General features: G+C 54.0%; 23 protein-coding genes and 1 riboswitch. Of the genes, 13 read left to right on the top strand and 10 right to left on the bottom strand.

Translation table 11 applies throughout. The features are described 5' to 3' along the window. From rplO to thiE, 12 genes are all read left to right on the top strand, one after another. A complete protein-coding gene (rplO, locus tag NQ012_RS04655) occupies positions 1-435 on the top strand; it encodes a 50S ribosomal protein L15 (protein ID WP_257066465.1) in 435 nt (144 codons plus the stop codon). A 15-nt stretch (positions 436-450) separates the two neighbouring features. After that, positions 451-1,764, top strand: coding sequence for a preprotein translocase subunit SecY (gene secY / locus NQ012_RS04650; RefSeq protein ID WP_257066464.1), 1,314 nt, complete (start codon positions 451-453; stop codon positions 1,762-1,764). A gap of 3 nt (positions 1,765-1,767) precedes the next feature. After that, positions 1,768-1,986, top strand: coding sequence for a translation initiation factor IF-1 (infA, locus tag NQ012_RS04645; RefSeq protein WP_003684714.1), 219 nt, complete (start codon positions 1,768-1,770; stop codon positions 1,984-1,986). An 18-nt stretch (positions 1,987-2,004) separates the two neighbouring features. Next, on the top strand, positions 2,005-2,118 hold the full coding sequence (gene rpmJ / locus NQ012_RS04640) for a 50S ribosomal protein L36 (protein WP_003697674.1): 114 nt from the start codon (positions 2,005-2,007) through the stop codon (positions 2,116-2,118). Positions 2,119-2,183: 65 nt separating this feature from the next. Then, complete coding sequence (rpsM, locus tag NQ012_RS04635; RefSeq protein ID WP_085365369.1) at positions 2,184-2,546, top strand: 30S ribosomal protein S13; 363 nt, start codon at positions 2,184-2,186, stop codon at positions 2,544-2,546. An 18-nt stretch (positions 2,547-2,564) separates the two neighbouring features. Beyond that, positions 2,565-2,960 carry a 30S ribosomal protein S11 gene (rpsK, locus tag NQ012_RS04630; RefSeq protein ID WP_002216249.1) on the top strand — a complete coding sequence of 132 codons (396 nt, stop codon included), beginning with the start codon at positions 2,565-2,567 and terminating at the stop codon, positions 2,958-2,960. A 19-nt stretch (positions 2,961-2,979) separates the two neighbouring features. Beyond that, a complete protein-coding gene (gene rpsD / locus NQ012_RS04625) occupies positions 2,980-3,600 on the top strand; it encodes a 30S ribosomal protein S4 (RefSeq protein WP_085365370.1) in 621 nt (206 codons plus the stop codon). 26 nt (positions 3,601-3,626) lie between these two features. Next, on the top strand, positions 3,627-4,613 hold the full coding sequence (locus tag NQ012_RS04620) for a DNA-directed RNA polymerase subunit alpha (RefSeq protein ID WP_257066463.1): 987 nt from the start codon (positions 3,627-3,629) through the stop codon (positions 4,611-4,613). A 25-nt stretch (positions 4,614-4,638) separates the two neighbouring features. Beyond that, positions 4,639-5,013, top strand: coding sequence for a 50S ribosomal protein L17 (gene rplQ, locus NQ012_RS04615; RefSeq protein WP_085365372.1), 375 nt, complete (start codon positions 4,639-4,641; stop codon positions 5,011-5,013). 670 nt (positions 5,014-5,683) lie between these two features. Then, a riboswitch (TPP riboswitch) is annotated at positions 5,684-5,780 on the top strand. A gap of 115 nt (positions 5,781-5,895) precedes the next feature. Then, on the top strand, positions 5,896-6,711 hold the full coding sequence (gene thiM / locus NQ012_RS04610) for a hydroxyethylthiazole kinase (RefSeq protein WP_257066460.1): 816 nt from the start codon (positions 5,896-5,898) through the stop codon (positions 6,709-6,711). Between the two features lie 77 nt (positions 6,712-6,788). Then, positions 6,789-7,595 carry a bifunctional hydroxymethylpyrimidine kinase/phosphomethylpyrimidine kinase gene (gene thiD / locus NQ012_RS04605; RefSeq protein WP_257066458.1) on the top strand — a complete coding sequence of 269 codons (807 nt, stop codon included), beginning with the start codon at positions 6,789-6,791 and terminating at the stop codon, positions 7,593-7,595. Positions 7,596-7,812: 217 nt separating this feature from the next. Continuing rightward, positions 7,813-8,472: a thiamine phosphate synthase gene (gene thiE, locus NQ012_RS04600; RefSeq protein WP_257066456.1), complete on the top strand. Its 660-nt coding sequence runs from the start codon at positions 7,813-7,815 to the stop codon at positions 8,470-8,472. Between the two features lie 296 nt (positions 8,473-8,768). Here the strand turns inward: thiE and NQ012_RS04595 are convergent, their stop codons facing one another. Then, entirely contained in the window at positions 8,769-9,536 is a 768-nt protein-coding gene (locus tag NQ012_RS04595) for a ParA family protein (RefSeq protein WP_257066454.1), read from the bottom strand. Positions 9,537-9,695: 159 nt separating this feature from the next. Here NQ012_RS04595 and NQ012_RS04590 point away from each other — a divergent pair, with 159 nt between their 5' ends. Continuing rightward, complete coding sequence (locus tag NQ012_RS04590; protein WP_257066453.1) at positions 9,696-9,944, top strand: DUF1289 domain-containing protein; 249 nt, start codon at positions 9,696-9,698, stop codon at positions 9,942-9,944. A gap of 213 nt (positions 9,945-10,157) precedes the next feature. Here the strand turns inward: NQ012_RS04590 and NQ012_RS04585 are convergent, their stop codons facing one another. From NQ012_RS04585 to tsaB, 9 genes are all read right to left on the bottom strand, one after another. Then, positions 10,158-11,105: an ABC transporter ATP-binding protein gene (locus tag NQ012_RS04585; protein ID WP_257066452.1), complete on the bottom strand. Its 948-nt coding sequence runs from the start codon at positions 11,103-11,105 to the stop codon at positions 10,158-10,160. 323 nt (positions 11,106-11,428) lie between these two features. Further along, positions 11,429-11,794, bottom strand: coding sequence for a 50S ribosomal protein L19 (gene rplS, locus NQ012_RS04580; RefSeq protein ID WP_257066451.1), 366 nt, complete (start codon positions 11,792-11,794; stop codon positions 11,429-11,431). A gap of 13 nt (positions 11,795-11,807) precedes the next feature. Further along, positions 11,808-12,557 (bottom strand): tRNA (guanosine(37)-N1)-methyltransferase TrmD, encoded by a 750-nt coding sequence (trmD, locus tag NQ012_RS04575; protein WP_257066448.1) that lies wholly within the window; start codon positions 12,555-12,557, stop codon positions 11,808-11,810. Continuing rightward, positions 12,557-13,066 carry a ribosome maturation factor RimM gene (gene rimM / locus NQ012_RS04570; RefSeq protein ID WP_257066446.1) on the bottom strand — a complete coding sequence of 170 codons (510 nt, stop codon included), beginning with the start codon at positions 13,064-13,066 and terminating at the stop codon, positions 12,557-12,559. The genes trmD and rimM overlap by 1 nt, the downstream gene beginning before the upstream one ends. A gap of 17 nt (positions 13,067-13,083) precedes the next feature. Next, entirely contained in the window at positions 13,084-13,332 is a 249-nt protein-coding gene (rpsP, locus tag NQ012_RS04565) for a 30S ribosomal protein S16 (protein ID WP_085366840.1), read from the bottom strand. Between the two features lie 57 nt (positions 13,333-13,389). After that, positions 13,390-15,651, bottom strand: a complete 2,262-nt coding sequence (locus NQ012_RS04560; RefSeq protein ID WP_257066441.1) for a bifunctional acetate--CoA ligase family protein/GNAT family N-acetyltransferase — start codon at positions 15,649-15,651, stop codon at positions 13,390-13,392. A 359-nt stretch (positions 15,652-16,010) separates the two neighbouring features. After that, positions 16,011-16,820 carry a uracil-DNA glycosylase family protein gene (locus NQ012_RS04555; protein ID WP_257066438.1) on the bottom strand — a complete coding sequence of 270 codons (810 nt, stop codon included), beginning with the start codon at positions 16,818-16,820 and terminating at the stop codon, positions 16,011-16,013. Continuing rightward, positions 16,814-17,260 (bottom strand): ribosomal protein S18-alanine N-acetyltransferase, encoded by a 447-nt coding sequence (gene rimI, locus NQ012_RS04550; RefSeq protein WP_257066436.1) that lies wholly within the window; start codon positions 17,258-17,260, stop codon positions 16,814-16,816. Before rimI ends, NQ012_RS04555 begins: the two co-directional genes overlap by 7 nt. Next, on the bottom strand, positions 17,257-17,931 hold the full coding sequence (gene tsaB, locus NQ012_RS04545) for a tRNA (adenosine(37)-N6)-threonylcarbamoyltransferase complex dimerization subunit type 1 TsaB (RefSeq protein WP_257066434.1): 675 nt from the start codon (positions 17,929-17,931) through the stop codon (positions 17,257-17,259). The genes rimI and tsaB overlap by 4 nt, the downstream gene beginning before the upstream one ends. Between the last annotated feature and the right edge of the window lie 171 nt (positions 17,932-18,102).

Below are 18,102 nucleotides of genomic sequence, written 5' to 3'. Positions count from 1 at the left end.
ATGTTTTTAAATACTATTCAACCTGCCGAAGGTTCGACTCATGCTAAAAGACGTGTTGGTCGCGGTATTGGTAGTGGTTTAGGCAAAACCGGTGGTCGCGGCCACAAAGGTCAAAAAAGCCGCGCAGGTGGTTTTCATAAAGTAGGCTTTGAGGGTGGTCAAATGCCCTTGCAGCGCCGTTTGCCTAAGCGTGGTTTTAAATCTTTAACTGCTGCTGCGAATGCTGAAGTTCGACTGAGTGAGTTGGAGTTGGTGGCTGTGAGCGAAATTGATGTGTTGGTTTTGAAGCAAGCTGGTTTAGTGGGTGCTAATGTTTTGAATGTAAAAGTTATTGCGTCTGGTTCTATCAGCAAGGCAATTACTTTGAAAGGCATTAAAGCCACTAAAGGTGCAAAAGCTGCTATTGAAGCTGCCGGCGGTAAAGTAGAAGAATAAGACTTGGATTATTAAGTGGCTAATCAACTTTCCTCATCAGATTTATCCAAATTCGGTGACTTGAAAAAACGCCTGTTGTTCTTGTTAGGCGCATTGATTGTATTCCGTATTGGTGCACATATTCCTGTGCCAGGAGTTGATGCAGCTGCTTTGGCTAAGTTATACGAAAGCGCAAGCAGCGGCATTCTGGGTATGTTGAATATGTTCTCAGGAGGTTCGCTCGAGCGCTTTAGTATTTTTGCAATTGGTATTATGCCGTATATTTCGGCGTCAATTATTGTTCAATTGGCATCGGAAATACTCCCTTCTCTGAAGGCCCTAAAAAAAGAGGGGGAGGCTGGGCGTAAAATCATCACCAAATATACCCGTTATGGTACTGTGGTTCTGGCAGTCATGCAGAGCTTCGGTGTGGCTACATTTGTATATCAGCAAAATGTAGTCGTCGTTTCACAGCTGGAGTTTTTTATCTCTACTGTTGTTTGCTTGGTAACCGGCACTATGTTTTTGATGTGGTTGGGTGAGCAAATGACCGAGCGGGGGATAGGTAACGGTATTTCATTGATCATCACAGCAGGCATTGCGGCAGGTATTCCGGCCGGAGCCGCACAACTTGTTACCCTTACAAGTCAGGGATCAATGAGTATGTTAACGGCCGTGGCTATTGTAGTGGGTGCCTTGTTGTTGATTTATATTGTAGTATTTTTTGAAAGTGCCCAGCGTAAAGTACCGGTCCATTATGCCAAACGTCAGCTCGGTAGCAGGATTGTGCAAGGTCAAAATACACATATGCCCTTTAAGCTGAATATGGCCGGTGTAATTCCGCCTATTTTTGCTTCCAGTATCATTCTGTTTCCTTCAACGCTTTTAAGTTGGTTCGGCTCTACAAACACAGACAGTTGGCTGCATAAAGTAGCAGGTTTGTTACAACATGGACAACCTGTATATATTTTATTGTTTGCAGCAACCATTATTTTCTTTTGTTATTTCTATACGGCGTTGGTATTCAGCCCGAAAGAGATGGCGGAGAATTTGAAGAAAAGCGGGGCATTTATTCCAGGTATTAGACCGGGGGAGCAAACCTCCAGATATTTGGAAAAAGTTGTTTTGCGCTTGACTCTGTTTGGTGCTTTATACATAACTATTATTTGTTTGATTCCGGAATTTTTGACTACGGCTTTGAATATTCCTTTCTATTTGGGCGGCACCTCATTGTTAATCTTGGTAGTAGTAACCATGGATTTCCAGACGCAAATTGCTTCATATAGAGTTACTCAACAATATGAGCATTTGATTAAGCAACCTGATATGAAATCATTATCTCGTAAGTAAATTATGGCTAAAGAAGATACCATACAAATGCAGGGTGAGATTCTCGAAACCTTGCCGAATGCAACTTTTAAAGTAAAGCTCGAAAATGACCATGTTGTTTTAGGGCATATTTCCGGCAAAATGCGTATGCACTATATACGTATCTCCCCGGGTGATAAGGTTACCGTTGAGCTGACCCCCTATGATTTGACTCGGGCACGTATTGTGTTTCGAGCCAGATAATTTAAGAAAGGAAATAAAATGCGTGTACAACCTTCTGTAAAGAAAATTTGCCGTAACTGTAAGATTATTCGCCGTAATCGAGTAGTTCGTGTGATTTGTACTGACCCCCGTCACAAGCAACGTCAAGGCTAAGTTGGTATTTTGCCAAGCCTGATTTTGTGGTATAGTGACAAACTTTTGCCCTTAAAGGAAAAAATATGGCTCGTATTGCAGGGGTGAATATCCCTAATAATGCCCATATCGTAATTGGCCTGCAGGCTATTTACGGTATTGGTTCTACTCGTGCTAAATTGATTTGTGAGGCTGCGAAAATCGAGCCGAGCACCAAAGTAAAAGATTTAGACGAGTCTCAATTGGAAGCCTTGCGTGAGCAGGTTTCTAAATATGAAGTAGAAGGCGATTTGCGTCGTGAGGTAACGATGAGCATCAAGCGTTTGATGGATATGGGCTGCTACCGCGGCTTCAGACATCGCCGCGGTTTGCCTTGTCGTGGACAACGCACGCGCACCAATGCCCGTACCCGCAAAGGTCCGCGCAAAGCGATTGCCGGTAAAAAATAATTTTTAAGGATTTGATTAATGGCTAAAGCAAACACAGCTTCACGTGTACGCAAAAAAGTACGTAAAACCGTGAGTGAAGGTATTGTGCATGTTCATGCTTCTTTCAACAATACCATCATTACTATCACCGACCGTCAAGGCAATGCATTGTCTTGGGCTACCTCAGGCGGCGCTGGTTTTAAAGGTTCGCGTAAAAGTACACCTTTTGCTGCTCAGGTAGCAGCAGAAGCCGCTGGTAAAGTTGCCCAAGAGTATGGCGTTAAAAATTTGGAAGTTCGCATTAAAGGCCCGGGTCCCGGCCGTGAATCTTCTGTTCGTGCGCTCAACGCTCTTGGTTTCAAGATTACCAGCATTACCGACGTTACCCCGTTGCCCCATAACGGTTGCCGTCCGCCTAAGAAACGTCGTATTTAATATTGGAGTGATTTGAGATATGGCACGTTATATTGGCCCTAAATGTAAATTGGCCCGCCGCGAAGGTACAGATTTATTTTTAAAGAGCGCCCGCCGCTCTTTGGAATCTAAGTGCAAAATGGATTCTGCGCCCGGTCAGCATGGTGCTAAAAAGCCCCGTCTTTCCGATTATGGTTTGCAGTTGCGTGAAAAACAAAAAATCCGCCGTATTTATGGTGTCTTAGAACGCCAGTTCCGCCGTTATTTCGCAGAAGCGGCACGTCGTAAAGGCTCTACCGGCGAATTGTTGCTCCAGTTGTTGGAGTCGCGCTTGGATAACGTTGTGTACAGAATGGGCTTTGGTTCTACCCGTGCGGAAGCACGTCAGTTGGTGTCGCACAAAGCCATTACTGTAAACGGTCAGGTAGTAAACATTCCTTCTTACCAAGTTAAGGCCGGCGATGTTGTTAGCGTTCGTGAAAAAGCTAAAAAGCAAGTCCGCATTCAAGAAGCTTTGGGTTTGGCAACACAAATCGGTTTGCCTAGCTGGGTTTCTGTCGACGCAAACAAAATGGAAGGCGTATTCAAAAATATGCCTGATCGCTCAGAATTGACTGGCGATATTAATGAACAGCTGGTGGTAGAGTTCTACTCTAAATAATTACTAGCTCAGTGAGGGACAGTTAAATGCAAAACAGCACTTCCGAATTTTTGAAACCCCGTCAAATTGATGTGGATAACTTGTCTGCCACCCGTGCGAAAGTATCTATGCAGCCGTTTGAACGTGGTTTCGGTCATACCCTTGGTAATGCTTTGCGTCGTATCTTACTGTCATCCATGAACGGTTTTGCACCTACTGAAGTGGCTATTACCGGTGTTTTGCACGAATATTCTACCGTTGACGGTGTTCAAGAAGATGTTGTTGATATTTTATTGAACCTGAAAGGAGTAGTTTTCAAACTGCATGGCCGTAGCCAAGTTCAGTTAACCTTGAAGAAGTCCGGAGCGGGTGCCGTGGTGGCAGGCGATATCAGCCTGCCTCACGATGTGGAAATCATCAATCCTGAGCACGTTATTTGCCATCTTTCCGACAACGGTCAGATTGAGATGGAAATTAAAGTGGAGCAGGGACGGGGTTACCAGTCTGTTTCCGGCCGTCGGGTTATTCGCGATGAAAACCGACAAATCGGTGCAATTCAGTTGGATGCGAGCTTTTCGCCCATCAGCCGTGTTAGTTTTGAAGTTGAACCTGCACGTGTAGAGCAGCGTACGGATTTGGATCGTTTGGTATTGGATATCGAAACCGACGGTTCTATCGATCCGGAAGAGGCAGTTCGTAGTGCAGCGCGTATTTTGATTGACCAAATGTCTATTTTTGCCGATTTGCAAGGCACGCCGGTTGAAGAGGTTGAAGAAAAAGCGCCTCCTATCGACCCGATTCTGTTGCGCCCGGTAGATGATTTGGAATTGACAGTACGTTCGGCTAACTGCTTGAAAGCTGAAGATATTTATTATATTGGCGATTTGATTCAGCGTACCGAAACCGAACTTTTGAAGACACCTAATTTGGGTAGGAAATCTTTGAATGAAATCAAAGAAGTTTTGGCTTCTAAAGGTTTGACGTTGGGTTCTAAGCTGGAAGCTTGGCCGCCGGTGGGCTTGGAAAAGCCGTAAGTTTGAAGATTAAAGGATAAGTAAGATGCGTCATCGTAATGGCAATCGTAAATTAAACCGTACCAGCAGCCATCGTGCTGCGATGCTGCGCAATATGGCCAATTCTTTATTGAGCCATGAAACCATCGTGACCACTTTGCCGAAGGCTAAAGAGTTGCGCCGTGTGGTGGAGCCCTTGATTACTTTGGGTAAAAAACCTTCGTTGGCAAACCGCCGCTTGGCATTCAATCGCACTCGTGACCGCGATGTAGTGGTAAAACTGTTCGATGAATTGGGCCCGCGTTTTGCTGCCCGCAACGGCGGTTATATCCGTATTTTGAAATATGGTTTCCGCAAAGGTGATAATGCTCCGTTGGCATTGGTTGAGTTGGTGGATAAAGCTGCTGAAGCTGCAGAATAATCCGGCAGTTTGATTCGAATTGAAACCGTATCCGGTTAAACCGGATACGGTTTTTACTTTTTGGTGTCCTTGCAAGTACGCTCGGGCCGCTTGAAATATTTGCCTACCTCTATTGTTTAAAAAATTACATGCGTCATACTCGGGCTTGGCGTGTGTATCCCATGTAGCTGAAATTCAAGATACTCGGGTCAAGCCCGAGTATGATGTGAGGTCTTTGTGAAATTCAATAAGCATAACTAAAAGTTTCTTTTTCGTTATTCCCGTATAGGCGGAAACCCGGGCATTTATTATCCAAGTATTTGTTTAATCAGAACTTCAATATTTTCATCTGGATTCCCGTCTATACGGGAATGATGGGATTGAAGCATTTCAGACGGCCTCAAGATAGTTTTGCAAAGGCTTCGGCCAGCGAATTTTGCAAAGGTCTCTACGTATGCACTTTTTCTTAGGTTGATTGACTATAAACAGAAACGGATCGGCATATTTTTCGGTTTAATGGAGAAACAGAGGGGCAGGTGATAATTTGTTGTAATGCGAAAGTAAACGCATTGGCCGGGGATATTCAGACGGCCATATGGCTTCCTGCTATTAAAGCTCCGGGCGGCATTACGCTTCTTGCGCAGATGGACATTTATGGCTTGCATTATTTTTGAAAATTACATAATATTCATTCACTTAGTCGGGGTGCTGTCGTGATGGACGGCTGAGATGATACCCGTGAACCTGATACAGTTAATACTGGCGTAGGAAACTAAAATGACAGCCATCTGTTTGGAAATTGATTTGAAAACCGCAACTGATGCCGTTTGAAACGGTATCCGGTTGCGGTTTTTTTGTTTGCCTATGCGTTTTATTGTTAGTGCCAAAGGAGGAGCTTATACCATGCAATTTCATTATCTGGCCGAAGTACGCAGTAAAAATCCGTTGATTCACAATATTACCAATATCGTTGCCGCTCATTTTTCTGCAAATGGTTTGCTGGCGGTGGGCGCCTCGCCGATTATGGCCGACAGTGTGGAGGAGATGGAAGAATTGGCCGCATTAAGTTCTGCCTTGGTATTGAATATCGGCACTTTGGATACCGATAAGATACAGGCGATGTTGGTTGCCGGCCGTTCGGCCAACGGGGCGAGTGTGCCGGTGGTGTTGGATCCGGTGGGCGTTGGCGCCACGGCATTTCGGCGGGATACTGTTCAAACCTTGTTGCAGGAGATCCGTTTTGCAGCGATCCGCGGTAATGCGGGAGAAATGGCGCAGCTTGCAGGTGTGGCTTGGTCGGCCAAAGGCGTGGACGCAGGCAGCGGAGCGGCCGATGTGGGGGCGATTGCGGCGGCTGTTGCGCGCCGTTATGAGACGGTTGCCGTAGTGAGCGGCGAAACCGACTATGTTTCAGACGGCCTGAAGCTGGCGGTATTAAATAACGGTACGCCTTTGCTGCCCGGCATCACCACATCCGGTTGCCTGCTCAGCGCGGTATGTGGTGCATTTTTGGCCGTGGCACCCGCAAGCGACTATCTGGCAGCGGCAATTGAAGCCTGTACGGTGTACGGTGTAGCGGCAGAACAGGCGGCCGCAGGGTTGCGGAACACGCAGCATGGCACGTTTATGATCCGCTTTATCGACAGCTTGGCCGCCGTAACGGAAGAGCAGGTTGCCGCCGCTGCCAAAGTGCGGTGGGCGGATATAGAGGCCGTCTGAAAAGATTGTTCAGACGGCCTCCATTATATTTGCACAATCTTAATCAACGGGAACAGCCATAAAAACAGGAGAACATCATGAACCAAATTGCACAAGCCTTAACCATTGCCGGCTCGGATTCCGGCGGCGGTGCGGGCATTCAGGCCGATTTGAAAACCTTTCAGATGCGCGGCGTGTTCGGTGCCAGCGTGATTACCGCCGTTACCGCGCAGAACACCTTGGGCGTGAGTCATATCCACACGCTGCTGTTGGATTCGATACGCGCACAAATCCGTGCGGTGGCCGAAGATTTTTCGATTTCGGCATGCAAAATCGGTATGCTCGGCACGGCTGAAATTACCGAGTGTGTGGCAGAAATGCTGCGCAACAAACCCTTCGGCCGATTGGTGCTCGACCCCGTGATGATAGCCAAAGGCGGCGCGCCGCTGTTGCAGCCTGATGCGGTTGCCGCCTTAAAACACAGCCTGCTGCCGCTGGCCGACGTGGTAACGCCCAATCTGCCGGAGGCGGAAGCATTAACCGGCATCAGCATAGGCAGCGATGCCGATGCAGAACGCGCAGCACGCTTATTGCAGGAAGCAGGCGCACAAAACGTGGTGATTAAAGGCGGCCATAGCGGCCAATCGCAGAGCAGCGTCTGCCGCGATTGGGTGTTTACCCCCGACGCACATTTTGCCTTGGAAAGCCCGCGTATGCCGACGCCGCATACCCACGGCACCGGCTGCACTTTCGCAGCCTGCATCACGGCGGAACTGGCCAAAGGGGCGGACATCGAAACCGCCGTCAAGTTGGCGAAGCAATTTATCACCACTGCCATCAGCCAACCGCTGAATATCGGGCACGGGCACGGGCCGGTTAACCATTGGGCTTTTCAGACGGCTTGAATTTCCGGCCGACAAGCATTGCCGGCGGGGCGGCCCGAGTCGATTCACTATCATGGCATCGGCGGCCCTGCCCGCTGCCGTCTCTGATGCCGGCGTTTTACCCGCATGGCTCTACATTGCCTGAAAGCCGCGTATTGCAAGAAACTGTTTGCCGCTTCCGTCGGACTTGTTCAGGCCATCTGAAAACATTATCCGCTTTATTGGTAAAGGATTTGATATGTTCGACCACCGCGCCATGCTCAAACTCTATTTTATTGCCGGTACGCAAGACTGCCGCCACCTTTCAGGCAGGCCTGCGCAAAACCTGCTGTACATACTCGAACAAGCCCTGCAAAGCGGCATCACCTGTTTTCAGTTTCGGGAAAAGGGGCAGGGCGCTTTGCAGGATGCGGTGCAAATCCGCCAAACTGCCGCCGACTGCCGCGATTTGTGCCGCCATTACCGCGTGCCGTTTTTTATCAACGACGATATCCGGCTGGCGCTTGAATTGGGCGCGGACGGTGTGCATATCGGACAGCAAGACACCCCGCCCGAGCAGGCGGCTGCGTTATGCAAAGGCAGATTGATGTTGGGCTTGTCACACAACACATTGGCCGAGCTGGCGGCCAGCCGGCAGAATGAGGCTATGGATTACGCCGCCGTCGGCCCGATTTTTTCCACGCGTTCGAAAGCCGATGCCGAGCCTGTGGTGGGAACGGATTTTATCCGCCGTATCCGTAGCAGCGGCTTTCTGCACCCACTGGTTGCCATCGGCGGCATCACGGAACACAATGCCGCCGCCGTGCGCGCCGCAGGGGCGGACGGCGTGGCGGTGATTTCGGCCATTACGCAGGCGGCGGATATCGGAGCGGCGGTGGGTAAATTGTTGGCGGATTAAGGGCGGCGGGCAGCGGATGGCTGAAACCTGTCTACATATTTCAGACGGCCTTGTGCCGAAGCTAATGACGGAGTTCAGATTTTTTAGATAGCAATTTGAATTTTGCAAAGGTCTCAGGCCGCCTGAAAATATGCAGCCAGACCTTTGGCCGATTTGTTTTGATACCGTTCCCGCCATATTTGTGTCAGCTCCGAATACCGCGCCTTTTAGGAAAGAAAAATACTCGGGCAGGCCCGAGTATGGCAGCAGTTTTAACAAACTGCCGGGATGTTGTTTTGCCGTCAATTGAGTGTTTTTTATTTCAGTTTCTTCAACAGCTCTTTGGCCAAGTCCAAATAAGCCAGAGTGCCTTTGGCTTTGGCATCATAGGCTAAAGCGGGCATGCCGTGGCTGGGTGCTTCGGCCAGGCGCACGTTGCGGGGGATGGTGGTGGTGAAAAGCTGTTTGCCGAAATGCGCCTGCAACTGCTCGGAAACCTCTTGGGAAAGGCGGCTGCGGCTGTCATACAGCGTGCGCACGATGCCGATAATATCCAACTGCGGGTTGATGGCCTGGCGGATTTTGCGCACGGTGGCCACCAAGTCGGAAATACCTTCGAGCGCGTAATATTCGCATACCATCGGCACAATCACACCGTTGGCCGCCACCAGGCCGTTGAGCGTGAGCAGCGTGAGCGTGGGCGGGCAGTCGATTAACACGAAATCATAATTGCCGGCCACTTTGGCCAGCGCATTTTTCAGGCGCATTTCACGGGCGATTTCCTGCACCAGCTCCACCTCGGCACCCGCCAGCGCACGGTTGGCGGCCAATACGTCGTATGCGCCCGACTCGCTGCGGATCAGCGCATCTTTGATTTCGGCCTCGCCCAGCAGCACTTGGTAAATACCGCTGTGGATATTGCTCTTATCGATGCCGCTGCCGGTGGTGGCGTTGCCCTGCGGGTCGAGGTCGATAACCAAAACCCGTTTTTTTTGCGCCGCCAGCGAAGCGGCAAGGTTGACCACGGTGGTGGTTTTGCCGACGCCGCCTTTTTGGTTGGCTACGGCGATAATCTGTGTGCCCATGTGTGAAACCTGTGAGATTTTGCGGTTGGCCGAATTGTACCGTTATTTTCGGCACAATGGTATGAAGACGGCTTGCCGTTGAAAGCGCCCGTGTTTTCAAGCAGAATGGCAGTCTTGCAAAGGTAATCGGCATACCTGCCCCCTGTTTTCGGCATGATTATGGAACAACTCGAATTCTTCGCCATTCCCAGCCCCTGTGTCGGCGTGTGTGAAGCCAACAGCAAAGGCTTCTGCAAAGGCTGCCTGCGCAGCCGCGACGAGCGCCTGTATTGGCTGAAAATGAGCGATACGCAGAAGCATCAAGTGATGCGCTTGATTGCCATGCGCCGTCAGAAACTGCAAAAGCTGGCATGGGAAAAACAGCAGGCATCGGCGGAATTGCCCGATCAGATGGGGTTTGAGTTTTAATCGCTGGGGATGTGTTTTCAGACGGCCTGAATAAGTTTTGTAGATTCCAATCATTAAACACTTGCGCGTCATACTCGGGCTTGTTCCGAGTATCTATCACTTTTAAAACAAAAAGATATTCAGAATAAGTCCGAGCATGACGGCCTGTAGTGTATTTGCAATAAAAGTGGAAAAAGGTTTTAACCGTATGGGCAAATCGGTAGTTTTACGGCTTCAGCCGAATCTGACCACCTGGCTTTCATCTACACCCAACGGCCATTCGCTGCCCGGTTGCAGGTTTAAGTTGCCGGATTGTGCCGGATCGAGATACAGCCGGATGTCGCCATGTTGCGGGTGGCGGAGTGTAATCAGGCTGCGGTCGGGCAGGCGGGTGTGCGACACGATTTTGCTGGCCGCGCCGTGGGGATGGTTGAAACAGAGCGCCTGTTGCGGAATATAACGCTCGTTGCTGACATTTTCTGCGCCGATCAAACGTGCCGCGCGGGCATCGGCAGGGGCGGCGATCAGCATGTCGGGTTCGGCCAACTGGATAATGCGGCCGTTGTGCATCAGCGCGATGCGGTCGGCCAATGCAAATGCTTCTTCGGGGTCGTGCGTAACCATTACGGCGGGGATGTTGCGGCGGCGGATGTTTTCGGCCGTCAGCTGTCTGAGTTGGCTGCGCAGGCCGGTGTCGAGGCTGGAGAAAGGCTCGTCGAGCAGCATCAGCTGCGGTTCGGTAACCAGCGCACGGGCGAGTGCCACGCGTTGCTGTTCGCCGCCGGACAGGCTTTCGGGGCGGCGTTCCGCTTCGTCGGCCAAACCGACTTCGACCAGCATGGCTTCGGCGCGCCGCTGTGTTTCGGCTTTGCCAACTCCACGCATTTTCAACCCGAAAGCAACGTTTTGCAGCACATTTAAATGCGGCAGCAGGGCATAGTCTTGGAATACGAGCGAAATATGGCGGCGCTCGGGTGGGGTGCGGGTGCGGTTTTCACCGTTTATCCACACTTCGCCGCTGTCGGGTTCCACCAAACCTGCGGCGATTTTCAGCAGGGTGGATTTGCCGCAGCCGGAACGGCCGAGAACCGCCAGCAACATGCCGTCGTTTACTTCGAGGCTGATATCGTCGGCCACGGTTTTGCCGCCGTAGCGTTTGTTGATGTGTTTGAGTTGCAGCATGTATTTCTTTCAGACGGCCTCGGATTGCGGATGAGCCATTATGTTGAATAAGCTTGTTTGGGGCAAGAGACCTTTGCAAGTTGCCCCGGCCGTCTGAAAACTTAACGGGAATACACGGCTTCCTGCGACACCCCGCCATTATCGGGTTAAGCCCGATTAATGAAGGGGAATAAATATTTCAGACGGCCTAAACGAATTTCGCAAAGCTTCCAGGCCGTCTGAAAAAACTTGATATGGCGGCTTAAATTTAAACCACTATGAAAGTGGCGCCGCAACAAAATACCCGCCTGTGTGGCGGGTATTTGTTTGGGCTGCCGCTGGGCTTAGCCTTTGCGGGCGGGCAGTTTTTCTTTGATGCGTGCAGCTTTGCCGGTGAGGCCGCGCAGGTAGTACAGCTTGGCACGGCGCACGTCGCCGCGGCGTTTCACTTCGATTTTTTCTACGTTGGGGGAGTACAGTTGGAAGGTACGCTCAACGCCTTCGCCGCTGGAAATTTTGCGCACGATGAAGTTGCTGTTCAAACCACGGTTGCGGCAGGCGATGACCACGCCTTCGTAGGCTTGCAGACGGCTGCGGTTGCCCTCTACCACGCGCACGGAAACCACTACGGTGTCGCCGGGGGCGAATTCGGGGATTTGTTTGTTCAAGCGGGCGATTTCTTCCTGCTCTAATTGTTGGATCAGATTCATGTTTTTTCCTAAGTTATGATTGGTTTTCCCGTTGCTCTTGCAGGATTTCGTTCAAGAGGCGGGATTCCTGTGGGATTAAACTGCGCTTTTCGAGTAAATCGGGTCGGCGCGCCAAGGTGCGTCGCAGCGATTCTTTCAACCGCCACTCGGCTATCAGGCCGTGGTTGCCGGAGCGTAATACTTCGGGAACCGTCATGCCCTGAAATTCTAAGGGTTTGGTGTAGTGGGGGCAGTCGAGCAGGCCGTCTGAAAACGAATCCTGTTCGGCGGACTGCATATCGCCCAATACGCCGGGTATCAGCCGTAAAACGGCATCCATCAGCATCATGGCGGGTAATTCGCCGCCGGAAACGACAAAGTCGCCGATGCCTATTTCTTCGTCGACGCTGCTTTGTAGCAGGCGTTCGTCTATGCCTTCGTAGCGGCCGCAAAGCAAAATCAGGTTGTCGAGCTTGGCAAGCTCTGCCGCTTTGTTATGCGTGAGCGGCGTGCCTTGCGGGCTGAGGTAAATCACTTTGCCGCTGCCGCTGCATTGTGCTTCGGCTGCTTCGATGGCGGCTTTAAGCGGCGGAGCCATCATAATCATACCGGGGCCGCCGCCGAAAGGGCGGTCGTCGATGTAGCCGAGTTTGTTGTCGGCAAAGCGGCGCGGGTTGATGGCGTTGAAGCGCCACAGGTTTTGTTTGAGCGCCCGTCCGGTTACGCCGTAGCCGGTAATGCTTTGGAACATTTCGGGAAACAGGGTGATGGCCTGAATCAGCATCAGTAGTCCAAGCCCCAGTCGGCGGTGATGGTTTTGTTTTCGGTGTTGACGGTCAGGATGTATTGGGAAACGAAGGGAATCAGTTTCTGGCCGTATCCGCCTTCCACCACCAATACGTCGTGCGCGCCGGTTTCCATCAGGTTTTTAACCGTGCCCAAGGTGATGCCTTCGGTGTTGGTTACGGTCATGCCCACCAAGTCTGCCCAGTAGTATTCGCCTTCTTCGGCGGGGGCAAAGGCTTCGCGGGGGATTTCTATGGTATAGCCGCGCAGGGCGAATGCTTCGTCGCGGTCGTCTATGCCTTCGAGTTTTACCAGCAGCTCGCCGTTGGCGGTTTTTCCTGCTTCGGGAATAACGCTGCGGTGTTGGCCGTTTTTGCTGAGCCGCCACTCGGGGTAGTCCAACAGGCTGTCGGCGTATTCGGTGCCGGCGGCGATTTTGAGCCAGCCTTTAACGCCGAATACGCCTTTGATGTAGCCCATGGCTACCCATTGCTGAGTGTCGGTCATGGCAGTCGGTGCGGGGGTTAGGCGGCGGCTTTTTGCTCTTTAACCAGCTTGGCTACGGCTTCGCTGACTTGTGCGCCTTGGGCGATCCAGTGGTTCAGGCGCTCGGCGTTCAGGCGCACGCGCTCTTGTTTTTCGTTGGCAACGGGGTTGTAGAAGCCTACGCGCTCGATGAAGCGGCCGTCGCGGCGGTTGCGCGAGTCGGTTACGATTACGTTGAAAAACGGGCGGTGTTTCGAGCCGCCGCGTGCTAAACGGATAACTACCATGAAGAAATTCCTTTTGTAAAAATCGGATGTATAGAAAACCGCTGATTTTAAGATAAATTAGGATTTTAGTGCAAGTATTTGTTGTTTTAAATTGCGCTTGATGTTGTTTACGGGGGTGTTTTTCGGTTCGGCCAGGTTTAAAACGGCTTCGGCGAGGGCGCTGTCGTGCGGCGAGGGGGTGAGGGCAAAGCCGAGTTTCCCGGCCAGTTTCTGCATGGCGGGGTTGCTTTGCAGGATTTCGGCGCTCATTTCGCGGTAGCCTTGCTGTTTGGCCGTCTGAATGATTTGTTCCATCAGATGCACGGCCAGCCCTTGGCCTTGTGCGGCGGGGGCGACGCTGATACCGAATTCGCAGCGCCCTGCCGTATCGGCGGGGCCGAAGCGGGCCACGCCCAGCCAGGTGCCGCTTTCGGCTTCGGCTACAACGGCGCCTTCGCAGGCGTAGTCGAGGTTGCAGGCGCGGGCGAGCATGGCGGGGCTGAGTTCGGCAAGGTGCATCATGTAGCGGGTGTAGCGTTGCTCTTCGGGCAGGCTGCGCACGAAATTCTGTTTGGCTTCGGCATCTTCGGGCAGCAGCGGCCTGATGCGGACGGTTTGGCCGTTTTTCAGGGTGAAGGTGTGTGCGGGTTTGGCGGGATAGGGGGCGAGCACGTTTTCGACGTTTTCGGCCTGCGGGTCGGTTTTGATGTCGGAAGCGGTGCCCGTGCTGCCGGCGGAAACGGTGATTTCGGTGATAAAAGGTACGGAGGCGGCGGTATTCAGGCTGTGCAGCAGTTGGTGTACGGTTTTTTGGTGGCGTTTCAAATCGGCTTGGCGGATCAGGTATTCGGCGTCAAGCGTGGTAAAGGGCGGCAGCACGGCCAGCGTGTGTGCGGGGGTGCGGGCGTAGAGTACGGCGCCGTAACGGGCGTGGCGTTTGAACGAGAGTACGAACTGCGGGTTGGCTTCGGGTGTTTTGTATTCGGGCAGGCAGAGGGCTTTGGCCAGCTGCGGCAGGTCGGCCGGGGTTTTCTGTATTTCGCGCACCGAAGGTGTTTTCAGATGGCCCGGCAGGGGTTTGGCGGTTTGGTTCTGCTGCTGCTTCAGGCCGGTGTAAACGTTTTGGCAGCGGAACGCCTGCAAGGCTTGCGCGGGGCGGGTAAATTGCAGCAGGCCGTCTGAAAACGGGCTGCTGATGAAGAGGGGTTTGTTGGTTTGGCGTTGCAGGTTGGCCATCAGCCGGGTGATGTTTTCGGCGGTGTTGTCGGCGGTAGGTGCGACGACGGCCAGCAGGGCTTCGGTTTGGCTGTGTTGCAGGCAGCTTTCCGCCAATGCGCGGTAGCGTGCGGGGGCGGGGTGGCAGCCGATGTGGCCGTAGGGGTTTTCAGACGGCCTGCCGTCGTCGGGTAGCGGGTGTAGTGTGATGCCGAGTTCGTCGGCCTGGGTTTGCAGGCTGCCGCAGGGTTCGTTGGCGATAATGTGCAGTTTGCGGGCGGATTTGTCGGCGGCGGAAAGGGCGTGGAGGGCGGCGGCGGTTTCGTCGGGCGTGAATGCCGGCACGCAGCCGCAGCGGCGCGAGAGTGCCTGCAACACGGCGCGTTCTTCTTCGTCGGCATAATGGCAGACCGACAACAGAACGGGTTTGCGGCGGGCGGCGCGGCGTATGGCGCTGAAGAGCCGGCGCTGGTTTTCGTGCGGGTTGTGTGACACGGCAATCAGCCGGGTGGCCGGGTCGGCGGCGAGCATATCGATAAAGTCGGCCGAAACGGTGGGGCTGAGCGGGTAATGCAGGCCGATATGGCAGGAAACGCCCAAAGCGGCCTGCGCCATTTGGGCCGACAGGCGCGCGCTTTCCGAGGGGTGGCCGCTGATGATGCCCACGCCGCCTGCGGGCAGGTCGGGATAGATGCCGGTGTTCAAGCCCGAAGCGGGCATCTGCAAGGCGGCGGGATGGCATACGGTGATGCGCACGTTGGATTTGCGCATTTTCCGCAACGCCTCCTGCGCCTGCTCCAACGCCTCGGGGGCGAGTCCGTCCCAATCCTGCACCAAAACGGCATGGGGGATATTCTGTTTGTGGCAGGCTTTCAGCACGGCTTCGTAACCGGCGGGCGGAACGAGCACCAGCGCCATGTCGGCTGCGTCGGGTACGCGGTTCAGGTTGGCGTAGGCTTTCATGCCGCCCACGGTTTTGTGGCGCAGGTTAACCGGCGTTATCTGCCCGCCGAAAGGGGTGCGCAACAGCGCGGTCAGCACGCGCTCGCCCAAGCTGTGCGGGCGTTCGCTGGCGCCGATAACAATCAGATGGCGGGGGGTTAAGGAAACGGGCTGGCTGTGCATGGCGTGGCCTCCTTGCGGGTGGGGTGGCGGCGGGGCGGCTGTGTGTTGTTTGGTTTGACTGAAGATATTATGCCGAAATTGTTTTTTTAAACAGCCTGCCGTAACAGGCCGTCTGAAAACGGTTGTATTTTTCAGACGGCCTGTAGGGAGTGTAGTCGACCGCGTTGCGGCGGTGTTTTTGGTCAAAATCCGCATCTGCGGCGTTAGGTAGCGTAGCGGACTTGCGAAGCTAAAATGCTCGCAAGATGTCCAATCTTGCTGCGCTTTTTGCCTGGCATCTGCGGATTTTTCCTCAAAAAACCGCTTCGCAAGCATTCTGACTACACTCCCTATGGCTTGTGTTGCAGAATTGTGGTTTTTTACGGCTGCGTGCTTGTGCCGGTGCGGGGCGGCAGGGTGTCGCGCAGTTTTTTCAGCTCTTCCCACGCCTGTTTTTTCAGTTGCGGCTGCCGCAGCAGGCGGGCGGGGTGGGGAACGGTGAACGCAGGTGTGCCGCCGCACAGCTGCGCGATGATTTCTGCGTAGTGCGGCTGCGCGAATACCTGCCCCAAAAACAGCACCACCTGCGCCTGCGACGCGGCCAGTTCGGCCTGCATCTGCGGCAGAGCGGCGGCCACTTGTTCGGGCGGCGGCTCGGGGGTAAACGCGGCGGAGGCTTTCACCCAGCTGGTTTTGTGGGCGTCGGCCGCTTGCAGGCTGATGGCGGCGAGCATATTGTCGAGCAGCACGCCCGCGCTGCCGCTAAACAGTTTGCCGGTTGCGCTGTCTTCGGGTGCGGGGCAGATGCTCACCACCATCACGGCGGCGGGCTGTATGGCGGCCAGCAAGGCGGGGTCGGCAGCCGTTTGGGCGTCGGCGTTTCCGTTTTCAGACGGCCTTTCGGCGGGTGCGGGCGGAATTTTTTCAGACGGCCTGTTGTGCACGGAGGGGCCGTCTGAAACTTTGGCGGCGGGTTGGACGGCAGCCATCGCCGCCAAGCGCGCGGCTGCGGCGGGCTGCGTGCGGGCTACGGTTTGCGGCGCGGCAGTAGTCTGCGGCGGTGCTTGGGGCGCGGGTTGCGGGGCGTATGCGGCGGCGGTTTCGGCGGGCAGCACTTTCGCGCCCCGGTTCAGCCACATCGGCCCCAAACCCAGCGCTTCGTGTAAATGCAGATAACGGCTGCTTAACATGATTTCTCCATTAAAACAGCATCTTCCCTGCTGCCGTCGGGCAGCGGATAATAGGCTTTGCGGCGGCCGCACTCGGTGAAACCGTGTTTGCGGTAGAGCGCCTGCGCGGCCAGGTTGGCAGCGCGTACTTCCAAAAACAGGCGTTCGGCGCGTTGTGCCGAGGCCGTCTGAAACCATGCCGCCATCAGTTGCGAAGCCAAACCGGCGCGGCGGCGGGCGGGGGCGGTGGCAATCAGGTGCAGCTCCGATTCGCCGCACAGGGTCTGCCACACGGCAAAGCCGCCGATGGTGCCGTCGGCTTCGGCCAGCACCGTTACGCTGTCGAAACGGTTGTTTAAGGCCGTCTGAAACTGTGCGGCCGACCACGGCGACGGGTTGCATTGCGCATCAAGCGCGGCCAGCGCGGGGCAGTCGGCGGGCAGGGCGGGGCGGATTATCACGGCGCGCCCTTCCGTTCGGCCTGCTCTTTGGCGGTGAGCGCGATTTTATTGCGCACATACAGCAAACCCGCATGGGCGGCATCGGTGGCGGGGTAACGCCCGCCGGCGGCCAAATCCAGATAGTTTGTTGCGGTGGGCATCTGCACCGTGCCGTTAAACGGCGGTTTGTCGCCGAGCGCAAACGCATTGCCTATGCCCTGCGGTTCGGCACAGCCTGCGGGCGGCACGATATCCGCTGCTTTGCCTACTTGGTAATCGCTCAGGCGGCGGTGGTTTTCGGTGTCGAACCAGGCGTAAAACACCTCGCCCATGCGCGCATCGGTGGCCGCCAGCACGCACGGCGCGCTGATCTGGTAAGCCACCGCGTCCAAACACGGCACGCCGACGAGCGGCAGGTCAAACGGTGCCGCCAAGCCCTGCGCCACGCCCGCACCGATGCGCAGGCCGGTAAACGCGCCGGGGCCTTGTGCGTACACAATCCCGCCCAAACCGGCTGCGGTAACGCCCGCTTCGGCCAAAAGCGCACCGATTTGCGGCAGAATCAGGGCGGATTGGCGGTTGCCCGCGTCTTCATGCCAAACAAACGTTTGCCCGCACGCACGCAGGGCCAGCGACAGAAACGACGTGCTGGTGTCGATGGCTAAAACGGGGCGGGAAAAATCGGCTTGCATGGCGGAAAAATCGGGGTTGGTCGGAAGGGCATTATACCTGAGGAGGGCGAAACTTATCGCGGCCTTTTAGCAGCCTTTGCAAAAGGTCTCAGGCCGTCTGAAACGCGTTGCGGCAGGAATATGTAATTTTGATACACAACAATATTCGAGTTGATTGTTTTTTGAGTGGTA

The sequence above is a fragment of the Neisseria dentiae genome (assembly GCF_024580525.1).
Lineage (GTDB): Bacteria > Pseudomonadota > Gammaproteobacteria > Burkholderiales > Neisseriaceae > Neisseria > Neisseria dentiae_A.
The sequence above is the reverse complement of the archived record's forward strand: the minus strand, read 5'-3'. Positions and strand labels throughout refer to the sequence as shown.